20 protein-coding genes are annotated in these 19,067 nt (G+C 70.7%); 11 read left to right on the forward strand and 9 right to left on the reverse strand.

Features of this window, described 5'->3' with window-relative positions; translation table 11 throughout:
- Positions 1 to 3: 3 nt before the first annotated feature.
- Together AB0K05_RS43380 and AB0K05_RS43385 are read right to left on the reverse strand one after the other, a co-directional pair.
- Positions 4 to 1,158, reverse strand: a complete 1,155-nt coding sequence (locus AB0K05_RS43380; RefSeq protein ID WP_271277200.1) for an acyl-CoA dehydrogenase family protein — start codon at positions 1,156 to 1,158, stop codon at positions 4 to 6.
- Complete coding sequence (locus AB0K05_RS43385) at positions 1,158 to 2,363, reverse strand: acyl-CoA dehydrogenase family protein (RefSeq protein WP_364237497.1); 1,206 nt, start codon at positions 2,361 to 2,363, stop codon at positions 1,158 to 1,160. Before AB0K05_RS43385 ends, AB0K05_RS43380 begins: the two co-directional genes overlap by 1 nt.
- 253 nt (positions 2,364 to 2,616) lie before the next feature.
- Here AB0K05_RS43385 and AB0K05_RS43390 point away from each other — a divergent pair, with 253 nt between their 5' ends.
- The gene (locus AB0K05_RS43390) at positions 2,617 to 3,243 is read left to right on the forward strand and encodes a TetR family transcriptional regulator (RefSeq protein ID WP_219551039.1); all 627 of its coding nucleotides are present in this window, start codon (positions 2,617 to 2,619) and stop codon (positions 3,241 to 3,243) included.
- Positions 3,244 to 3,267: 24 nt separating this feature from the next.
- Here the strand turns inward: AB0K05_RS43390 and AB0K05_RS43395 are convergent, their stop codons facing one another.
- Positions 3,268 to 3,822, reverse strand: a complete 555-nt coding sequence (locus tag AB0K05_RS43395) for a helix-turn-helix transcriptional regulator (RefSeq protein ID WP_271277202.1) — start codon at positions 3,820 to 3,822, stop codon at positions 3,268 to 3,270.
- Between the two features lie 92 nt (positions 3,823 to 3,914).
- On the opposite strand from AB0K05_RS43395, the gene AB0K05_RS43400 reads away from it, so the two are divergent.
- The 6 genes from AB0K05_RS43400 (at position 3,915) to AB0K05_RS43425 (ending at position 9,791) form a co-directional block, all read left to right on the forward strand.
- A complete protein-coding gene (locus tag AB0K05_RS43400) occupies positions 3,915 to 4,835 on the forward strand; it encodes a serine hydrolase domain-containing protein (RefSeq protein ID WP_364237552.1) in 921 nt (306 codons plus the stop codon).
- An 88-nt stretch (positions 4,836 to 4,923) separates the two neighbouring features.
- Positions 4,924 to 5,862 carry an NADP-dependent oxidoreductase gene (locus tag AB0K05_RS43405; protein ID WP_271277224.1) on the forward strand — a complete coding sequence of 313 codons (939 nt, stop codon included), beginning with the start codon at positions 4,924 to 4,926 and terminating at the stop codon, positions 5,860 to 5,862.
- 52 nt (positions 5,863 to 5,914) lie between these two features.
- Complete coding sequence (locus AB0K05_RS43410) at positions 5,915 to 6,910, forward strand: sigma-70 family RNA polymerase sigma factor (RefSeq protein WP_271277203.1); 996 nt, start codon at positions 5,915 to 5,917, stop codon at positions 6,908 to 6,910.
- A 43-nt stretch (positions 6,911 to 6,953) separates the two neighbouring features.
- Positions 6,954 to 8,072, forward strand: coding sequence for a steroid 3-ketoacyl-CoA thiolase (locus AB0K05_RS43415; RefSeq protein ID WP_271277225.1), 1,119 nt, complete (start codon positions 6,954 to 6,956; stop codon positions 8,070 to 8,072).
- Positions 8,069 to 9,091: an MBL fold metallo-hydrolase gene (locus AB0K05_RS43420; protein WP_148029412.1), complete on the forward strand. Its 1,023-nt coding sequence runs from the start codon at positions 8,069 to 8,071 to the stop codon at positions 9,089 to 9,091. The genes AB0K05_RS43415 and AB0K05_RS43420 overlap by 4 nt, the downstream gene beginning before the upstream one ends.
- A gap of 25 nt (positions 9,092 to 9,116) precedes the next feature.
- Positions 9,117 to 9,791 carry a FadR/GntR family transcriptional regulator gene (locus AB0K05_RS43425; RefSeq protein WP_364237502.1) on the forward strand — a complete coding sequence of 225 codons (675 nt, stop codon included), beginning with the start codon at positions 9,117 to 9,119 and terminating at the stop codon, positions 9,789 to 9,791.
- Here the strand turns inward: AB0K05_RS43425 and AB0K05_RS43430 are convergent.
- A complete protein-coding gene (locus AB0K05_RS43430; protein ID WP_364237505.1) occupies positions 9,788 to 10,609 on the reverse strand; it encodes a hypothetical protein in 822 nt (273 codons plus the stop codon). The genes AB0K05_RS43425 and AB0K05_RS43430 overlap by 4 nt on opposite strands.
- Complete coding sequence (locus AB0K05_RS43435; protein ID WP_148029409.1) at positions 10,606 to 11,460, reverse strand: hypothetical protein; 855 nt, start codon at positions 11,458 to 11,460, stop codon at positions 10,606 to 10,608. Before AB0K05_RS43435 ends, AB0K05_RS43430 begins: the two co-directional genes overlap by 4 nt.
- Positions 11,461 to 11,565: 105 nt before the next feature.
- Between AB0K05_RS43435 and AB0K05_RS43440 the strand changes: the two genes are divergently transcribed.
- Complete coding sequence (locus AB0K05_RS43440) at positions 11,566 to 12,513, forward strand: DNA polymerase ligase N-terminal domain-containing protein (protein WP_271277205.1); 948 nt, start codon at positions 11,566 to 11,568, stop codon at positions 12,511 to 12,513.
- Here AB0K05_RS43440 and AB0K05_RS43445 read toward each other — a convergent pair.
- The 3 genes from AB0K05_RS43445 to AB0K05_RS43455 all read right to left on the reverse strand — a co-directional run bounded on the left by AB0K05_RS43445 (position 12,468) and on the right by AB0K05_RS43455 (position 15,476).
- Positions 12,468 to 13,637, reverse strand: a complete 1,170-nt coding sequence (locus AB0K05_RS43445; protein ID WP_271277206.1) for a Cmx/CmrA family chloramphenicol efflux MFS transporter — start codon at positions 13,635 to 13,637, stop codon at positions 12,468 to 12,470. The genes AB0K05_RS43440 and AB0K05_RS43445 overlap by 46 nt on opposite strands.
- Before the next feature lie 183 nt (positions 13,638 to 13,820).
- Positions 13,821 to 14,552: an alpha/beta hydrolase gene (locus AB0K05_RS43450; protein WP_271277207.1), complete on the reverse strand. Its 732-nt coding sequence runs from the start codon at positions 14,550 to 14,552 to the stop codon at positions 13,821 to 13,823.
- A 294-nt stretch (positions 14,553 to 14,846) separates the two neighbouring features.
- Positions 14,847 to 15,476, reverse strand: a complete 630-nt coding sequence (locus AB0K05_RS43455) for a hypothetical protein (protein WP_364237511.1) — start codon at positions 15,474 to 15,476, stop codon at positions 14,847 to 14,849.
- A 38-nt stretch (positions 15,477 to 15,514) separates the two neighbouring features.
- On the opposite strand from AB0K05_RS43455, the gene AB0K05_RS43460 reads away from it, so the two are divergent.
- Entirely contained in the window at positions 15,515 to 16,111 is a 597-nt protein-coding gene (locus tag AB0K05_RS43460) for a UTRA domain-containing protein (RefSeq protein WP_148029404.1), read from the forward strand.
- 139 nt (positions 16,112 to 16,250) lie between these two features.
- Here the strand turns inward: AB0K05_RS43460 and AB0K05_RS43465 are convergent, their stop codons facing one another.
- Positions 16,251 to 17,123: an Ig-like domain-containing protein gene (locus AB0K05_RS43465; RefSeq protein ID WP_364237515.1), complete on the reverse strand. Its 873-nt coding sequence runs from the start codon at positions 17,121 to 17,123 to the stop codon at positions 16,251 to 16,253.
- Positions 17,124 to 17,383: 260 nt separating this feature from the next.
- Between AB0K05_RS43465 and AB0K05_RS43470 the strand changes: the two genes are divergently transcribed.
- Positions 17,384 to 18,589 (forward strand): ATP-binding protein, encoded by a 1,206-nt coding sequence (locus AB0K05_RS43470; RefSeq protein WP_364237518.1) that lies wholly within the window; start codon positions 17,384 to 17,386, stop codon positions 18,587 to 18,589.
- Complete coding sequence (locus AB0K05_RS43475; RefSeq protein ID WP_364237521.1) at positions 18,590 to 19,054, forward strand: GNAT family N-acetyltransferase; 465 nt, start codon at positions 18,590 to 18,592, stop codon at positions 19,052 to 19,054.
- Positions 19,055 to 19,067: the final 13 nt, after the last annotated feature.

The raw sequence follows: 19,067 nt of genomic DNA on the forward strand, positions 1-19,067 counted from the left end.
CCGTCACCGAGGCGGCCTGGGCAGGCTCAGCCCGAGCATGGCGATCAGCTCCCGCTGCACCTCGTTGACGCCGCCGCCGAAAGTGAGCACCAGGCCACCCTTGACGCCCCGGTCGGTCACCTCGATCAGCGCGGCCGTCTCCGGGTCGGCCGGGTCGCCGTAGCGGGCCAGGATCTCGCCGACGAGCCGTCCCGCATCCTGCATCCGTTCGGAGGCGTAGATCTTGGTGGCGGAGGCGTCGGGCGCGCCCAGCCAGCCGAGGTCCATGTTCGCCGCGACCTGCCAGTTCAGCAGCTCGTTCGTACGGGAGAAAGCCCGGACGCGGCCGAGCACGCGCCGCACGTCGGGCTGGTCGGCCAGCCCGACGCGGCGGGCCCAGGCCAGGAGGCGGTCGTGGATCTGGGCGAGGTTCCCGGCGGGGCCGAGCGTGACGCGCTCGTGGTTGAGCTGGTTGACGATCAGGTCCCAGCCCTTGTCGACCTCGCCGACCACCATGTCGACCGGGACGCGGACGTCGGTGTAGTAGGTGGCGTTGGTGTGGTGGCGGCCGTCCATGGTGGTGATCGGCGTCCAGGAGAAGCCGGGGTCGTCCGTGGAGGCGATCATCATGGTGATGCCCTTGTGCTTCTTCGCGTCGGGGTTGGTGCGGGCGGCCAGCCAGATGTACTGGGCGTAGTGGGCGCCGCTGGTGAAGATCTTCTGACCGTTCACCACGTAGTGGTCGCCGTCCAGCACGGCCGTGGTGCGGAGCGACGCGAGGTCGGTGCCGGCCTCGGGCTCGGTGTAGCCGATCGCGAAGTGGCACTCTCCCGCGAGGATGCTCGGCAGGAACCGTTCCTTCTGCTCCCGCGTCCCGTACTGCATGATCGTCGGTGCGACGGTCTGCACGGAGATGAGCGGGTACGGGACGCCGGCGCGGGCGATCTCGTTGGCGAAGATCTGCTGCTCGATGGGGCCGAGACCGGCGCCGCCGTACTCCTCCGGCCAGCCGAGGCCGAGCTTGCCGTCTCGGCCCAGGCGGCGGCAGTGGGCCATATACGCCTCGCCGAACGGATCATCGGCGATCTTGGCGCGCTCCTCGGGAGCCAGGCAGGCGGCGAAGTACGCGCGCAGCTCGCCCTGGAGGCGGCGCTGTTCTGGGGTCAGGTCGATGAGCATCAGGCGAGCGCTCCGATCAGGTCGAGCTGGGCGTCGGCGCCGCCGAGCAGGTGCGCCAGGTGCTTGGCGTGCGCGAAGTAGCGGTGCAGCGGGTACGTCACGTCGAGCCCCAGCCCGCCGTGCAGGTGCTGGCAGGTGTAGAGCGCGCGGGCCGCCTCGCTCGTGTGGTACGCGGCCAGCGCCAGGTCCTCCTCGGCGGGCAGCCCTTCGGCCAGCCGCCAGGCCCCGGACCACATGGCGACGTCGAGCGCCCGCGCCGCGATGTAGACGTCGGCGACCTGCGTGGTGACGGCCTGGAACTCGGCCAGCGCGCGGCCGAACTGTTTGCGGTTCCTGACGTGCTCGGTGGTCAGCCGCAGCGCCCCGGCCAGCACCCCGGACGCCTGCGCGGCCGTGGCGGCCGTATAGAGGTGGCGCACCCCCGCCACCGCCTCGGGACCCGCGACCCGCTCCGCCGGCGCCGCGTCGAACGTGACGGTCGCGACGACCTCCCCCGTCGAGGCGAACTCGGACACCGCGACCACGGCGGCGGCCTCACCCCCCGAGGCCGAGCCCGACGCCGGGACGGCGATCCCGGGCGCCGGGGCAGTCGCTTCGGCCGTCGGGGCGGAGCCGGACGTCGGGACGGTGGTCTCGGCCGTCGGGGCGGAGCCGGACGCCGGGACGGCGGTCTCGGCCGTCGGGGTGGAGCCGGGTGTGGGGACCAGGAAGAGGCCCTCGTCCGCGGTGACCAGCAGGTCGCCGTCAGGGTAGGCGACGCCGCACTTGCGGCCGGTCAGCGCCCAGCCGCCTGCCTTCCGCTCGGCGGTGGTGGCGGGTGGGTCGGCCAGGGCCCTGCCCGGCTCCCTGATGGCGACCGTGGAGACGGCGGCGCCGGTCAGCCGTTTCTGCTGGTCCGGGGTGCCGTACCGGCTCGCGGCCAGGGTGCTCACCAGGGTGGCGGCCAGCGGGCCCGGCGCGGCCCGCGCGCCGGCCTCGCGCAGCACCACCGCCATCTCGACGGGCCCCAGCCCCGCGCCGCCCGCGTGCTCCGGCACGCAGATCGCGGTCAGCCCGGACTCGCGCAGCGCCTGCCACAGCCGTTCGTCGTACGGTGCGCCGCCGCGTTCGTGCGCCTCCAGCCGCTCCTGGCTCGCCTCCTTGGCGAGCAGGCCGGCGGCCAGGTCGCGCAGGGCTTCCTGGGTCTCGTCAAGGCCGAAGTCCATCTGCCCTCCACCAAGCGCTCGGTCAACCGAATCGAAAACTAGAACAGATTCCAATATCTGTCCAGTGCCAATTAATCCGAATAATCCTCGATATATCCCCGTAACGGGGAAGACATGCACTGATAGGCCTTCTTTGTGACCGGCGAGTAACAAGCCGGGGCATCGGGAAATCAGATAACGTGTTCTTATGCGTACCCCGCAGGCGGCCACTCGCGGAGCCATCGCCACACCCCCCACCCACCCTGAGGGGACCATGGAGCACGACCTCACACCCGACGGCCTCACGTCCGGCGGATCCTCTCCCGACGGCCAGGGCGCCCGCTCGCGCAGCCAGCACCAACGCCGCAAGCGCATCGTCCAGGCCGCCGCGGCCCTCGCCTCGCGGGGCGGCGTCGAGGCCATGCAGATGCGCACCGTCGCCGAGCGGGCAGGCGTGGCGCTCGGCACGCTCTACCGCTACTTCCCGTCCAAGATGGACCTCGTCGTGGCCGTCGTCGGCGAGGAGATCGACCTGCTGGAGAGCAGCATCGAGCGGCGCCCGCCGAGCGCGGCCACCCCGCCGGGACGCGCGGTCGACGTGCTGATGCGGGCCACCAGAGGGCTCATGCGCGAGCCCGAGCTGGCCGACGCGCTGATCCGCTCGCTCATCCTCGCCGACGACGTCGAGATCCCGCTCGGCGACCGCATGGCCGGCCTCCTGCTGCGCGTCTCCACCGGCACCACCCCCGAGCAGGCCACCGAGGAGCAGCTCGCCCTCGCGGGCTCGCTGGCGAGCGTGTGGGTCCAGGAACTCCTGGAGATCCTCCGGGGCCGCCGCACCCACGACCAGATCCAGCGCCGCATCGAGCTCGCCGCCGACCGCCTCCTCGCCGGCCTCTGACCCGCCGGGCGCGCCGGGGCGGTCTCAGCGGTCCGGCGACTCCTCCCTGTCGATCCGGTGGCTGAACCAGTCGAGCGCGAACCGGAGTGCGGCGACGCCGTAGTCGAGCGTCGCGCGCTGGTATGCGGCGATGTCCCGATGTTCCTCGAGGATGTCCAGGGCGTCGAGCCGCTCGTCGAGGGCCGTGAGCCTGGCGAGGTCGGTCTCGATGCGCGCGGTGATGCGGCGCAGCACCGGCACGCGTTCGCCCGGCTCCAGCAGGCCGAGGAAGAAGAGCCTGGACAGCGCCGCGGTCTCCAGGTCGGGGCCGGCCGGCTCCCCTGTCAGCCACGCGCGGAACTCCTCGCGGCCGGCGTCGGTCACACGGTACGTCTTCCGTCCCCGGCCTCCGGCTTCGACGCTGGCGACCTCGATGTGCCCTTGCGCCAGCAGGATGTCCAGCGCGCGTTTGATGCTGCCGGAGCTGGCGCTGTAGAAGAGCGCCGCGCCTGCCTCGAAATTCTTGATGAGGTCGTACAGGCTCTGTGGGGTGATCTGACGGACCTGCTCGGGCGCCTCGTCACGCGGTCCGGCATCCACCACGCCGACCTCGCCGTCACCAGCGGCGACGGGAAACAGCGCTGGGCCGCCGCCGCCGGCCCCGGCCGCTGGATCCCGGCACCCCGTTCTTCATCGCGAGCGTCACCAAGCGGTTCATCGTCACGCTGGTGCTCCAGGCCTGCGAGCGCGGCGAGCTGGAGCCGGCGGCGCCGATCAGCGACTACCTGCCGGACGCGACTATCGCCGGACTCCACGTGCTCAGGGGGGTCGACCGGACGCCCGCGATCACGGTGCGCCACCTCGCGAGCCACACCTCGGGGCTGCCCGACTTCTTCGAGAAGCGCGATCCTGGCCCCAGCCTGTTCGAGCAGCTCGCGGCAGGCCGTGACCAGGCCTGGACCTTCGATGACGTGATCCGGATGACGCGCGGGCAGCGCCCGCACTTCGAGCCGCAGGACCTCACCGCCACGCGGCAGCGGGCGCGCTACTCCGACACCGGCTTCCAGCTGCTCATCCGCATCCTGGAGACGGTGACCGGTCAGCCCTTCGCCGACCTGCTGGCCGAACGGATCGTCCGCCCGCTCGGCCTGACGCGCACCTGGCTCCCGGGACGCCTCCCGCCCGATCCGGAGGCCCCGGCGCCCTCACCCCTGCACGCGCGACGGCGTCGCGTGGAGCTGCCCTCGCTGATCGAGTCCAGCAACGACCTTTTCAGCACCACCGGCGATCTCCTCGCCTTCCAGCGGGCGCTGCTCGACGGCGCGCTCTTCGACGACGCCCGTTCACTGGAGCTGATCACCGAGCGGCGCAACCGGCTGCGCAACGTCCCCGTCCTCCAGTACGGGCTGGGCACCATGTTCTTCAAGGTCAACCGGTTCATGTCGCCGGACGGCAGGCCCGTCACGCTCGTCGGCCATTCGGGGTCCACCGGGACGTGGCTCTTCCACTGCCCGGAGCTGGACGTGCACCTCGCCGGCACCGTCGACCAGACCGAGGCCCGGGCCATACCCTTCCGGATCATGGCGCGGTGCCTGAAGGTCTGGCGGATGTGACGCGTCGTTTGGCCGGATCTTTGCGGATGTCGGCTTCCCGATCTCTCGTCCGTACGGGGACAGAAGGCGCAAGCTGGTACGCATGAGGATGCTTGCGATCACTCAGGACACGCTCGGCGACCCTGAGGTGCTGAAGATGACGGAAACCGACAAGCCGGTGCCCGGCCCGACCGAGGTGCTGGTGCGGGTGGAGGCCACCGGCGTCAACCCGACCGACTGGAAGACGCGCGCCACGGGCGGGCTGCTGGGCGAGCCGCCGTTCACGCTCGGCTACGACGTCTCCGGCGTGGTGGAGGGCTCCGGCCTCGGCCAGGCCCTGTACGAGCCGGGCGACGAGGTGTTCGGCATGCTGCGCTACCCGTACGGCAACGGCGCCTACGCCCAGTACGTCACCGCGCCGTCCCGTCACTTCGCCCGCAAGCCGCCCAGCGTCGACCACGTGCACGCGGCGGCCGTCCCGCTCGCCGCGCTGACCGCGTGGCAGGCGCTGGTGGACGTGGCGGGGCTCAAGGGCGGGCAGCGGGTCCTCGTCCACGCCGCGGCCGGCGGGGTGGGCCACTTCGCGGTGCAGATCGCCAAGGCGCGGGGCGCGTACGTGATCGGCACGGCGAGCGCGGCCAAGCATGGGTTCCTGCGCGGGCTCGGCGCGGACGAGCTGGTCGACTACCGCGAGGTCGACTTCGCCGAGGTCGTCGGCGACGTGGACGTGGTGCTGGACGGCATCGGCGGCGACTACGGGCGGCGCTCGCTGCGCACCATGCGCCGGGGCGGCACGATCGTCACGCTGCCCCTGTCGGTGATGGACGAGGGCGTGCACGACGAGGCGGCCGCGCTGGGCGTCAGGTCGGCGGTGATGCTGGTCGAGCCGGACCACGCCGCCATGCGCGCGCTTGCGGCGCTGATGGAGGCGGGCAGACTGCGCCCCGAGGTGGCCGCCGTGCTACCGCTGCGGGACGCGGCCAAGGCGCACGAACTCGGCGAGAGCGGCCGTACCACCGGCAAGATCGTCCTCACCGTGCCGCACTGACCCTGACCTGCGCGTAAGCGATCTGTCGGTGGCGTCGTCTATACAGGACTGTATGACCGAGAGGCCATCTAACGAGGAGTTCCTCCGGCAGGCCGATCCGATGCGCCGGGAGCTGCTCGCCCACTGTTATCGCATGATGGGCTCGGTGCACGACGCCGAGGACCTGGTGCAGGAGACCTACCTGCGGGCCTGGCGCCACTACGACGGGTTCGAGGGCCGCTCGTCGCTGCGCACCTGGCTCTACCGCATCGCCACCACGCAGTGCCTGACCGCGCTCGACAGCCGCGGGCGCAGGCCGCTGCCGACCGGGCTGGGCGCGCCGGCGTCCGAGCCGACCGCGCCGCTGGTGGAGCGGCACGAGGTGCCGTGGCTGGAGCCGGTCCCCGACGGGATGGTGGGCGCGGGCGGCGACGACCCGGCCGCGATCGTCACCGCCCGCGAGAGCATCCGGCTCGCGCTCGTCGCGGCCCTGCAGCACCTCCCGCCGCGCCAGCGGGCGGTGCTGGTCCTGCGTGACGTGCTCAAGTGGCGGGCCGCCGAGGTGGCCGAGGTGCTCGACACCACCACCACGGCGGTCAACAGCGTCCTCCAGCGCGCCCGCGCCCAGCTGGAGCAGGTCGCGCCGAGCCTCGACGACCGGCCGGAGCCGCTCACTCCGGACCAGCGCGAGCAGCTCGACCGCTACGTCGAGGCGTTCGAGTCCTACGACGTCGGGGCGATCGTCGAGCTGTTCACCAAGGACGCGGTCTTCGAGATGCCCCCCTTCGACGGGTGGTACCAGGGCGCGGAAGACATCGCCCGGCTCGTGCAAGCGCAGTGCCCCGCAGAGGCGCCTGAGGATCTGCGGCTGGTTCCGGCACGGGCCAACGGGCAGGAGGCGTTCGCCCTCTATCTGCGCGAGGGCGACACCTATCGGGAGTTCGCGCTGCAGGTGCTCGACTTCGACGGGCCGCAGGTCAGCCATGTCGCGATGTTCTTCGAGCCGGGGATGTTCGCGCGGTTCGGGCTGCCCGCCTCGTTGCCCGCCGGGGCTTCCGGATCAAAGTAGAACAAGTTACAGTCGCGACCAGAGTAACGTTCTGGAGGTGACTGTGCGCACACCCGTCATCGTCGAGGCCGTCCGCACCCCGATCGGCAAGCGCGGCGGCTGGCTGGCCGAGCTGAAACCGCAGCAGGTGCTGGCCACCGCGCTCAACGGGCTGATCCAGCGGGCCGGGATCGATCCCGCGCTGGTCGACCAGGTGTTCGCGGGGTGCGTGACGCAGGCGGGCGAGCAGGGCGGCCACGTCGGCAGGCACGCCTGGCTCTACGCCGGTCTCCCCTACCGGACGGGCGTGACCACCATTGACGCCCAGTGCGGCTCCTCCCAGCAGGCGGTGCACCTCGCGGCGGCCATGATCGCGGCCGGGGTGATGGACGTCGGCGTGGGCTGCGGCGTCGAGGTGATGAGCCGGGCGCCGCTCGGCAGCAACGTGCTGCCGGCGAACCCGCGGCCCGACGACTGGAGCATCGACCTGCCCGACCAGTTCACGGCCGCTGAGCGGATCGCCCGGCGGCGGGGGCTCACCCGGGAGCGGCTCGACTGGTTCGGCGCCCGGTCCCAGCAGCGGGCCGCGAAGGCGTGGTCCGACGGGCGGTTCGAGCGCGAGATCGTCCCCGTCGGGACCGTCACCAGGGACCAGGGGCTGCGCGAGACCACGGCCGAAGGGCTGGCCCGGCTCAAGCCGGTGCTGGGCGAGGAAGGGCTCCACACCGCCGGCACCTCCTCGCAGATCTCCGACGGCGCCGCCGCCGTGCTGCTGATGAGCAGGGAGGCCGCCGCACGCCACGGGCTGCGCCCCCGGGCGCGGATCCTGGCCCAGACGCTCGTCGGCGCGGAGCCGTACTACCACCTGGACGGGCCGGTGGACGCGACCGCGAAGGCGCTGGCGGCGGCCGGGATGACGATCGGCGACATCGACCTGTTCGAGGTCAACGAGGCGTTCGCGTCGGTGGCGCTGTCCTGGGCGCAGGTGCACGAGCCCGACCTCGACCGGGTCAACGTCAACGGCGGCGCGATCGCGCTCGGCCACCCGGTCGGGGCGACGGGCGCGCGGCTGATCACCACGGCGCTGCACGAGCTGGAACGGTCGGACGGCTCGACGGCGCTGGTGACCATGTGCGCGGGCGGCGCCCTGGCCACCGCCACGATCATCGAGCGTCTCGCGTGACCCGTCGTTCGTACGCCGAGCAGCGCCCGCTGGACCTCGGCTTCGGGGTGTGGAGCGTGCCCGTGCCCATCCCCGGCAACCCGCTCGGCTACACGCTCGTGTACGCGATCGAGTCCCCGCGCGGGCCGGTGCTGGTGGACGCGGGATGGAACCACCCGGAGGCGTGGGCGGCGCTGCGTGACGGGCTGGCGGCGGCGGGGATCGACGTGGCGTCGGTGCACGGGGTGGTCGTGACCCACTTCCACCCGGACCACGCCGGGCTGGCCGGGAGGGTCAGGGAGGAGTCGGGCGCCTGGATCGCCATGCACGAGGCGGACGCGGCGATCGTGGACATGATGAACGGCGTCCCCTCGGACGTCCGCGGGTCCTTCCAGGTCGACATGCTCCGCCGGGCCGGCGCGCCGTCGGAGGACCTGCCCGAGGGCCCGGCGGCCGACGGCAGGCAGGACCCGCCCGCGCCGGCGGACCGGCGGCTGCGGGACGGCGACCTCGTCGACCTGCCCGGCAGGAAGCTGCGGGTGGTGCACACCCCCGGCCACACTCCCGGCCATGTCTGCCTGCACCTGGAGGACGCCGACCGTCTCTTCACCGGCGACCACGTCCTGCCCGGCATCACCCCGCACATCGGGATCTATCCCTTCGACCGGGACGACGTCGATCCGCTGGGCGACTTCCTGGAGTCGCTGACCAGGGTCGGCGAGCTGGGAGAGCTCGGCGCCCTGCCCGCTCATGAATGGACATTTCCAGATGTGGCGGCACGGGCCGCGCAGATCCGTCACCATCACGAGGAGAAGCTCGAACGGCTCCTCGCCCTGCTGGCCGAGCGCGCGGAGCCGCTGACCATCTGGGAGACCGCCGCCATGATGACCTGGAACCGGCCCTGGTCCGAGCTGCCGCCGATGCTGCGAGGCATGGCGGCCGGCGAGGCCGCCGCCCACCTGCGCACCCTGGAGGTCCGCGGCGTGCTCCGCCGCCTGCCGGGGGGCGATCCGGTACGTTTCCAAGCCCTAGAATCGTAGACATCCGATGTCTAGGGAGAAAAGCGTGGCGGTCACCGACGCGGCCATCGACAAGATCAAACAGATGATCCTCTCGGGCGAGGTCGCCCCGGGAGACAGGCTGCCCAAGGAGGCCGACCTCGCCGAGCGGCTCGGGCTGTCACGCAACTCGCTGCGCGAGGCGGTGCGCGCGCTCGCCCTGATCAACGTCCTGGACGTACGGCAGGGCGACGGCACCTACGTCACCAGCCTGGAGCCCCGGCTGCTGCTCGACACCATGTCGTTCGTCCTCGACCTGCACCGCGACGACACGGTGCTGCAGTTCTTCGAGGTACGCCGCATCCTGGAGCCGGCCGCCACCGCGATGGCCGCCGAGCTGATGACGGACGACGACATCGACGAGCTGCGGGTGATCCTGGAGTCGCTGCCCGAGGAGCCGACGATCGAGGAGCTGGTCGCCAACGACCTGCGGTTCCATCAGCGGATCGCGCTCGGGTCGGGCAACAGCGTGCTCTGCTCGTTCATCGAGAGCCTGTCGGGGCCGACCACCCGGGCGCGCATCTGGCGCGGCCTCACCCAGGAGGGCGCGCTGGCCAAGACCCGCGAGCAGCACACCGCGATCTACGAGGCGATCGCCGCCCGCCAGAGGGAGGTGGCCCGTGCCTGGGCCACCGTCCACGTGGCGGGCGTCGAATCCTGGCTCCGCAAGGCCCTCGACTAGCGGAGCCCGAGGAGACCGTCTCGGAGCATGCCGGGCTCCGTGATCTTGTCGTTGAGGTCTTCGAAGGGGAGCACCTCGTCCTCGGCCGGGGGCGTGATCACCAGGAAATGTCCCCAGTCGGTGTATCTGGTGTCGGCGGTGGTGACCCAACCCGTCTTCTTGGAGGTCCGCAGACGCTTGATCAGGCCCGCGCCGTCGGTCCAGAGCCGATAGTCGACCGTCCGCTTGCCGAACGCGGCCCCCGGAACGCCGTCGAAAGAGGCGCCGTAGTAGGCCTTCGAGGCCTCGTACAGCTCCTTGTACGTCACGACGCCGGAATAGAGGTAGCCGCCGGAGACCCGCTGCGGACGCTCGCCCTTCAAGGTCGCCTTCAGCACGGCCGGGTCGAACACGTTGATCGGCTGCTGGGTGACAGGCAAAGTCGGTAGCAGAGGACCGGTTCCCTTCACCGCCTCGGTTTTCACCCACAGCTTTCCGGGAGGCAGCATCATGGCCAGGCCCTCACCGCCGAGGTACAGGTGCCGCTCGAATCCGAGCATCTCGGACGTGCCTGGTTCTCCCGTCACGTTCTCCATGGAGACGTAGGTGGCGACGGGGCCGGACGGGGAGAGCTGGACGCCGCCCTTGGCCCGGGTGTGCACCGGGTCGTCCTCGATCCCGCCCTTGATCAGCTCGCTCAGTTTGACGCCGCGTTCGGCCTTGAGCTGCTTCTGCAGCGCCCGGACGGGGTCGGGGGCGGCGGTCCGGGCGGCGGCCGGCGGGGCCGTGATCAGGGCGGCCAGCGTGGCGGTTACAACCGCGAGAACGAACCGCCTCACGACTGGCCGGTGCCGGCGTACGCGTCCGTCAGGACCAGGTCGTTCACGGAGTTCGCGGTGCCGGGGCGGCTGCGGTCCTTCCACTCGACGACCTCGGCCCTGGCCGGGGCGGTGACGATGAGGTGCTCGCCCCAGCTGGAGTAGCGGGTGTCGATGGTGCGGTACGCGCCGGACGTGGCCCGCTCGGTGGTCGAGAGCCGCACGGGCAGGCCCCGGCCGTCGGTCCAGAGCTTCCAGGAGATCGCGGTCTTGGCGAAGGAGCCGCGCGGGGCGCCGTCGAACAGCTTGCCGTAGTGGCCCTTCGCGGCCTCGTACAACTTGGCGTACGTGATCGTGCCCTTGTAGTGACGGCCGCCGGTGACCGCCTTGCCACCCTTGCCCTTCAGCACCGCCTTGAGCACGGCCGGGTCGAACACGTTGATCGTCTGCTTGCTGGCCGTGCCCAGCGCCAGGTTGGGGTGGCCGCTCTGCTTCACCCGGATCCAGAGCTTGTCCTTGGGCAGCAGGTCGGCGACGGCCTCGCCGGAGGTGTAGACGGACGTGCCCACGGCGGCCTTCTGGCCGGGCTTGGCGCCCAGGCCGTCCTGGCTGCGGGTGTCGGAGGCGTCCTCGACGTCGGCCCACGAGGCGACCGGGCCGGTCGGGGCGAGCTGGATGCCGCTGTGGTAGCGGGTCCTGGTGGACGCCTTGCCGGTCACGGTCCGCGAGATCTCGGCGATGCGCACCCCGCGCTCGTGCCGCAGCTGCGCTTTGACGGCCTGCGCCGGGTCGGGGGCGGCCTGGGCCACGGCGGGGGTCGCGGGTAGAGCCGCGGCCAGCGCGACGGCCGCGGGGAGGATCCAACGCCTCATGATTCTGATGTCCTTGGGAGGGGGGATTGCTTGGGAGAGATCATCCTTCCAGAAGCCGGCGGGGGTTCGCTCGTCCATTCGCGAATAACCGGGTAGTACGGCTGTGTGGCTGACAAACTCACGCAATACAGGAGCAAACGCGACGCCAGCCGTACCCCCGAACCCGTCCCCCCGGCATCCCCCGCGCCCGGCGGCGGCGACTCCTTCGTCATCCAGGAGCACCACGCCCGCTCCCTCCACTGGGACCTCCGCCTGGAACGCGACGGCGTGCTCGCCTCCTGGGCCATCCCCAAGGGCCTGCCGTCCGACCCCGCCACCAACCACCTGGCCGTGCACACCGAGGACCACCCGATGGAGTACCTCACCTTCCACGGCGAGATCCCCCAGGGCGAGTACGGCGGCGGCACCATGACGATCTGGGACCAGGGCACGTACGAGACCGAGAAATGGTCCGAGCGCGAGGTCAAGGTCGTCCTGCACGGCTCCCGAGCCGAGGGCCGGTTCGTGCTGTTCCAGACGAACGGCAAGAACTGGATGATCCACCGCATGGATCCCCCGTCCCGCGCTCCCCTGCCGGACGTCGCGCCCATGCTCCCTTCGCGCCGCTCCCGCCTGCCGCGCGACACCGCCGCGTACGCGTACGAGTTCGCCTGGGGCGGGCGCCGCCTCCTGGTCCCGATCGAGGGCGGCCGCACCGCCGCCGCCCGCGAGCACCCGTGGCTGCGGCCGCTCGCGGCGTCGTTCGGCAGCCGCACCGCCCTCCTGGACGGCGAGCTCGCCACCCTCTCGGGCGCCGAGGTGCTGGTCTTCTACGACCTGCTGTACGACGACGGCCGGGTGTTGCGGGACGAGCCGTACGAGGTCCGCCGGGCGGCCCTGGAGGCGCTCGACCTGTCCACGCCCCGGTGGCAGACCGCACCCTCCTGGCCCGGCGACGCCCGGCCGGTCCTTGAGGCGGCACGCCGCCAGGGCCTGCCCGGCGTGGTCGCCAAACGCCTCGACTCCCCCTACGAGCCGGGCGAGTCGGCGGCCTGGCTGTTCATCCCGTCCTGACGCCGTACCAGGACGGTGAGGGCGAGCGCCACCAGCAGCGCGCTCACCCACAGCGGCGAGCGGAACCCGTGGCCCGCGCCGATGACGAGACCGCCCAGCCAGGGACCGAGCGCCGCGCCGACGTTGAACGCCGCCGTGGCGAACGCGCCGCCCAGCGTCGGCGCGCCCGTGGCGGCGTAGAGCACCTGGGAGATCAGCGTCGAACCGACGGCGAACGCGAGCGTCCCCTGGACGAGGACGAGCACGACCGTCGCCACCGGGCTGGCGGTCAGCGCGAACACCACCCACCCGGCGAGCAGCGCCGCCCCGCCCAGGACCAGCAGCCGCGCGGGCCGTACGTCGGCGACCCGGCCGGCGACAGTGACGCCGGCGAACGAACCGAGGCCGAAGAGCGCCAGCACGACGGGCACCCACGCCGTACCCATCCCCGCCACGTCGGTGACGATCGGCGCGAGGTAGGTGTAGGCGCAGAAGGTCGCCCCGTTCACCAGCGCGCCGAGCAGCAGCGTCACCAGCAGGCGCCGGTCGCGCAGCGCCCCGAGCTCCGGGCGCGCCCCGCCCTCGCGGGAGACGACGGCCGGAGAGGCGGGCACCGACCTGAGTATCGCGGCGAACGCCGGCGCCGACACCAGGGCCACCGCCCAGAACGCCGACCGCCACCCCCACATCTGGCCGAGCAGCGCCCCCGCGGGCACGCCGACGACGCAGGCGACGGTGACCCCGCCGAGCAGGACAGCGGTGGCGCGCCCCTTGGCGTCCGGCGCGACCAGGCCGGTGGCCGCCGACAGCGCGACAGCCAGGAACCCGGCGTTGGCGAGCGCCCCGACGACCCGCGTCAGCAGCAGGACGTCGAAGCTCGTGGTGACCGCGCCGAGGACGTGCACGAGCAGGAAGACCGCCAGGAACGCCAGCAGCGCGCGCCGCCGCGGCCAGCGCAGGCTCAGGATCGCCATCAGCGGCGCGCCGACGATCATCCCCACGGCGAACGCCGAGGTGAGCCGGCCGGCTTCCGGGATGGTCACGCCCAGGTCCTGGGCGACGCCCGGCACCAGGCCGGACAGCATGAACTCGGACGTGCCCATGGCGAACACGGCCAGCCCGAGCAGGTGGACGAAGAAAGGCATGAAGAGGCTCCGCACCCAGAGAGGGATCGACAGGAAAGCGGGGCCGGTGATCCGGTGGTCTCTTTACGCCACCGGATGACCGGTGGCTACCGTCTTGACGCCTCTGGGCTGGACACGCCCGGCAACCTAACAACGGGCGTCCTGCGATGCCAACCGATTATCCGCCTGGCTCGCGTCCCTGGGTCAGCGGAGGTGGCGGGCGAAGAACCGCAGCGTGCTGTCCATCTCGAACAGCGGAATCTCCGCGTGCTTGCCTGGGTTGGCGTGCAGCGTCTTCTCGGCCGAGCCCAGGGCGTCGAACAAGGCCAGGCTCTGGGCCCTGGGGACCCGCTCGTCGTCCCACTGCACCAGGAACTCCACCGGGACGGTGATGCGCGCGGCGTCCCCGGCCGATGACAGCGCCCCGCCCAGCCCCAGGACCGCCGCCTGGACCCGGGGCTCGGCGGCGACGAACGGGACGCCGAGCCCGCAGCCCAGCGACACGCCCCAGTAGCCCACCGGGCCCGCGCCGACGTGGTCGAGTTCCTGGACCGCGTCCAGGACCGCCCGCCACTCCGGTACGGTCCGGCGGGCCACGAGGGCCTGGAAGGCGGCGATCAGCGGAGCCAGTTCCTCTCCGGCGTCCGCGCGGGCCTGGTTCGCGGTCGCGATCCGGTCGTACTCCTCGTCCTTCGGACGGTCTCCATGGCTGGGCACGTCGACCGCCACCACCGCGTAACCGCACTCGGCCACGAAGCGGCCCGCGCGGAACACGATGCCGGGAGCCTTCTTGTGCTGGCCGCCGCCGTGGCCCATCAGGACGAGGGGCCGAGGACCGGTGGCGTCTTCCGGCGTCCACAGCACGCCGGGGATCTCACCGAGGGTGAAGAGCTGTTCGGAGACGCCGTCGGACGACGTTTCAGAGGTGAAGCGCATAGCGATTGAAGCCTTTCGGGATGCCTTCTTCGGGCACTCCCTAGGCCATGCGAGGGAGGGAGCCCCGACCTGTCACAGCGTTGATCGGTCTCACCTCCTCAGTCTTTAGCGGCGCATGCCGCCGCCGAACGTATCACGGAGGTGGTGGGATGCGGGCGATGCCGGTGAGCGCGTTGTGGGAGGTTGGCTGAGTGCATTTATCCGAAATATCGGCGGATCGGCCGGGCCTGCCCGGCGTGGTCGCCAAACGCCTCGACTCCCCCTACGAGCCGGGCGAGTCGGCTTCCTGGCTGTTCATCCGGTCCTGACCAGCTCGCGTACATCGTGCAGCTGGACGACCTGCGACGTGGCCAGGATATGCGGGTGGCGGGCGAAGGCGTCCCAGGAGACGTAGACGTTGTGCGCGGTCAGCGTCGGCACCGGGCCGGGCTCGTACATGTCGGCCAGCACTCCGGCGGGCTCGACCCGGCCGACGGTGCACACGGTGGCATCGGCGCGCAGCATCGGGCACTCGCTCAGCGCGATGTCGACGCAGGCGCGGCAGGTGGGCGGCGCGTTCGTACGGCCCCCTCGCCCGCTGTCGTCGACCTCGAACACGGGCGGGACGAGGATCCACCATGACCGGCCGGTGCCCGGTTCGGTCGCGGGGCGGGAGCAGACCTGGCACAACAGCCGGTCCATGCACAACCACTGCCGTCTCGTGTTGAGCTTGCGCATCCGCTCGGGGCCGCGCTTGCCGACACGCCTGCGCAGGTCCCGCACGCGGGCGCGCAGGACGCCGCCGACGCGGTCGCCCTTGCGCGGGATCTCGTACGCCAACCGCAGCCCGCGGTCCGATCCGTCGTGCGGCTCGAACACGAGCCGGTCGCGTACCTCCTCGCGGGCGTAGGCGATCACAAACGGGACGACGCTGTAGCCGCTCACGGCCGGTCCCACAGCTCGACGTAGATCATCCGTCCGGTGTGCGTGGCCTGCTCCCCGTACGCGTCGGCGAGGCGGGACAGCAGGTGCTGGTGCGCTCGTGGTTCCGGGAGCGGCAGGACGGCTCGCCGTTCGGTCCGGCGATAGAGGAGCAGGGCCGTCACGGCAGCTTGGAGTACACCTCCGACACGATGCAGGCCCCGCCGGAGATACGCGAGCGGCTCGGCCTCGCCGAAGCGGACGGGCACTGGCACGACGTCATGCGCACCGCCTACCTGTTCTCGACCAAGGACGAGGGGCCGTGGATGCTGCTGACCTCATGGGAGCCGCTGGCGCTGACGAAGGGCACGCCGATCGCGTTCCCCGAAGGCGGCGAGTTCGCGGGTCAGGGCGTGCCACGCCGCATGGCCTCCATCGGGCTGATGGTGGACGCCTGGGACGAGCGGGTGTCGGCGCGGGTGGCGACCCACAAGGAGGCGAAGCGGCTCGACATCGGCGCGGGAAGCGTGGTGATGGTGATCCAACGGGCCCACCTCGCCGGCGATCGAGTGGTGGAGGTGGCGGACATCGTGGTGCCCGCGGAGTCGACCATGCTGGCGTACAACGGCCCGGTCGGCGATGCGGCGGCTACCTCGTGAGGTCCGCGCCGCAGCCACGGCGTTGGACTCCTATGGCACAGCAGAACAGAACTACAGTTTCAGCAGGGTGAAGCTGACGATGTTCGGAGTGAACTCCTCGCGACCGAGGGATTGACGATGGACAGCGATACTCCAGACATCAGCCCGCCGCCTTGTGCTCGGTTGGAGATGTCTCGCCGGTGGTGAATGACCAGGTGTAGGGCGCCATGACATTGCCGGAGTCGTTCTTGGCCCCGCTGACCTCCACCCGGTACACGGTCGAGACGGCGAGCGGCGCCGCCGGTGTGAAGGTCCACAGGGTGTTGCCGTTGTCGCTGCTAAGCGCCCCCTGTGCGGCCGTGTCCGATGGATCCTTGATGATGACTTGGACGTCGGTCACCGCCTCGTTGATCGTCATCATGACCTTGATGTCCGGGGGCGCATCGGTGGCATCCCGGCCGGGTTCGAACCCGCTCACGGTCGGAACGTCAGCCCCCGTGGTGAACGACCAAGTGTGCGGGCCGGACATGACGTTGCCCGCCGCGTCCTTCGCACCGGACACTTCGACGGTGTATCGGGTATCGACGGCCAGCGGCTGCTCGGGCAGGAACGCTGCGATGTCTTCGTTCTCCTGCTGGGAGGTGCCTGCGACCGGGGAGCCGTCGGGGCCCTTCAGCTCCATCCGCGCTTCGGTGACCGACTCGCTGAACACGGCCCAAATCTCGGCCTTGGGATGTACTCCCGCCGCGTCCTTCTCTGGGCCAGAGGCGACCACTGTGGGCGGATCGGTGTCCTCGACAGGTGGATCGATCTGTTCCAGTGGTACGGAAAGGAGCGGGTCGTTGCTATCGCGAACTGACCGAGTGTCGACCGCCTGCAACTGCTCCAGCAGTTCCTCCGCGGTGATGTCCTCAGGGTCGGGCAGCGCCGGATAACCGCGAAAGCGATCTGGATCGTTCATGAACGCTTCCCACTCTTCGGACATCTGCGGCTCAGGTTCGCCTTCGTAGTAGAAGCGCATCACCTCAGACATGGACAGCCAATCTATTCACCAGGGCGCAGCAGAGCTACCGCAGTTGCTGGCGGCTAGTGCTGCCGGAGACGATCAGCGGGTTGGGTGGGAGTCTCAGCCAGGGTACGGCCAACCCACCACGGCATGAGCGGCCAATCACCCATACGAAGGGCGACCAAACCACCACGTGATTAGCGTCCAAACCACCGCTGATGTGCGATGCTGACCTCATGGCGCATACCCCCTTGGGCAGAGTGGTCGTCCGGCACGCGGAAACCCTCGTGAAGGAAGCCCTGACGGACACACGGGTGGTGCTGATCAACGGCGCCCGCCAGAGCGGCAAGAGCACGCTCGTGAAACAACTGGTCAACGAGCACGCGGCAGAGTGGCGCGATCTGGACGTGGCGTACATTCTCCAGGGCGCCCGAGCGGATCCCGATGGCTTCGTCGACGTTCCCGGCATGATGGTCATCGACGAGATCCAGCGGGCACCCGAGTTGCTGCTCGCCATCAAGGCTCAAGTCGACGCCGACCAACGTCCCGGTCGGTTCCTCCTGACGGGCTCGTCCCGTGTTCTCGCGCTGCGAACGTTGCCTGACACGCTCGTGGGACGGATGGAAACGATAGAACTGTGGCCCTTCTCCCAAGGAGAGATCGACGGCGCCCCCGACGGCTTCATCGATGCCGTGTTCGACCAAGGGCCAGACCTACGTCACACCGCCGATGTCTCACGAGCCGACTATGCGGAACGCGTCGTGCGGGGCGGTTTTCCGGAAGCGGTGGCGCGGGTGAACGATCGCAGACGGCGGCGCTTCTTCAGCTCCTATGTCGATCATCTGATTGCCCGCGACATGACCGCGTTGCTGGAGATCGAACGAGTGGCCGAGCTGCGCGTGCTCATCCGGCTACTCGCGGCACGTTCCGGACAACTTCTCGTCAGCCAGTCCCTCGGTGGCGAGGCAGGGCTGCCGGCCACCACGGCCTCCCGCTACCTGAACCTGCTCGAAGAGGTCTTCCTGATCAAACGCATACCTGCCTGGTCGAGAAACCTGAGCAACAGGGCCATCCGCACTCCCAAGGTGGCGTTCGTGGACTCCGGGATCGCCGCATACCTGCTCGGCGCCGACGCACGGGGCCTCGTACGTCCTGGGGGACAGTTCGGCCCCCTTATGGAGGGGTTCGTGCTCATGGAGCTCGCCCGCCAGCTGACCTGGACGGAAGAGCAGGTGGACCTCTACCACTACCGGACCAAAGACAAGGTGGAAGTGGACGCGGTCCTGGAAAACCGCCGGGGTCAGGTCGTGGGTATCGAGGTCAAGGCCGCATCGACCGTACGGCCGGACGATTTTCGAGGACTGCGGCACCTCGCCGACCGCCTTGGGGACGACTTCATCGCCGGGATCGTGCTCCACACGGGAACGCAGACGCTGCCGTTCGGGGATCGGATGAGGGCGATGCCGGTGAGCGCGTTGTGGGAGATTGGCTGAATGCGTATATCCGAGATCTCAGCTGATCAGCCGGGCCTGATCGATCTGCAGCACGCCGCCTACCGGGTCGAGGCGGAGATCATCGGTGATGACCGCATCCCGCCGCTGCACGAGACATCGGAGGAATTGCGGGCCCAGCTGCTCACCTGGCTGGGGGCGTTCGACGACGACGGCGAGCTGGCCGGGGCCGTGGCGTGGGAGGAGACGGCCGGGGAGATCGACCTGAACCGGCTCATGGTGCACCCCGGCGCGCACCGGCGGGGCATCGGCCGTGCTCTGGTGAAGGAGGTCATGGCCAGGGCCGGCGAGCGCCGGGTCGCGGTCTCCACCGGGCGCGACAACAAGCCCGCCAGGATGCTGTACGAGCGACTCGGGTTCACTCTCACCGGGGAGGCGGAGCCGGTGCCGGGGCTGTGGGTGGTGCACTACTTGCGATCCCGGTGTCTCTCGACGGACGCTGGTTGACCCGGCCATCACG

This window comes from Nonomuraea sp. NPDC049486, assembly GCF_040676925.1.
GTDB lineage: Bacteria > Actinomycetota > Actinomycetes > Streptosporangiales > Streptosporangiaceae > Nonomuraea > Nonomuraea ferruginea.

Coding starts and splice junctions, on each gene's coding strand:
- AB0K05_RS43405 (WP_271277224.1), top strand. CDS start 4,924: ATGCTTGCGATCACTCAGGACACGCTCGGCGACCCTGAGGTGCTGAAG.
- AB0K05_RS43435 (WP_148029409.1), bottom strand. CDS start 11,460: ATGAGGCGTTGGATCCTCCCCGCGGCCGTCGCGCTGGCCGCGGCTCTA.
- AB0K05_RS43380 (WP_271277200.1), bottom strand. CDS start 1,158: ATGCTCATCGACCTGACCCCAGAACAGCGCCGCCTCCAGGGCGAGCTG.
- AB0K05_RS43385 (WP_364237497.1), bottom strand. CDS start 2,363: ATGGACTTCGGCCTTGACGAGACCCAGGAAGCCCTGCGCGACCTGGCC.
- AB0K05_RS43390 (WP_219551039.1), top strand. CDS start 2,617: ATGGAGCACGACCTCACACCCGACGGCCTCACGTCCGGCGGATCCTCT.
- AB0K05_RS43475 (WP_364237521.1), top strand. CDS start 18,590: ATGCGTATATCCGAGATCTCAGCTGATCAGCCGGGCCTGATCGATCTG.
- AB0K05_RS43450 (WP_271277207.1), bottom strand. CDS start 14,552: ATGCGCTTCACCTCTGAAACGTCGTCCGACGGCGTCTCCGAACAGCTC.
- AB0K05_RS43465 (WP_364237515.1), bottom strand. CDS start 17,123: ATGTCTGAGGTGATGCGCTTCTACTACGAAGGCGAACCTGAGCCGCAG.
- AB0K05_RS43410 (WP_271277203.1), top strand. CDS start 5,915: ATGACCGAGAGGCCATCTAACGAGGAGTTCCTCCGGCAGGCCGATCCG.
- AB0K05_RS43445 (WP_271277206.1), bottom strand. CDS start 13,637: ATGCCTTTCTTCGTCCACCTGCTCGGGCTGGCCGTGTTCGCCATGGGC.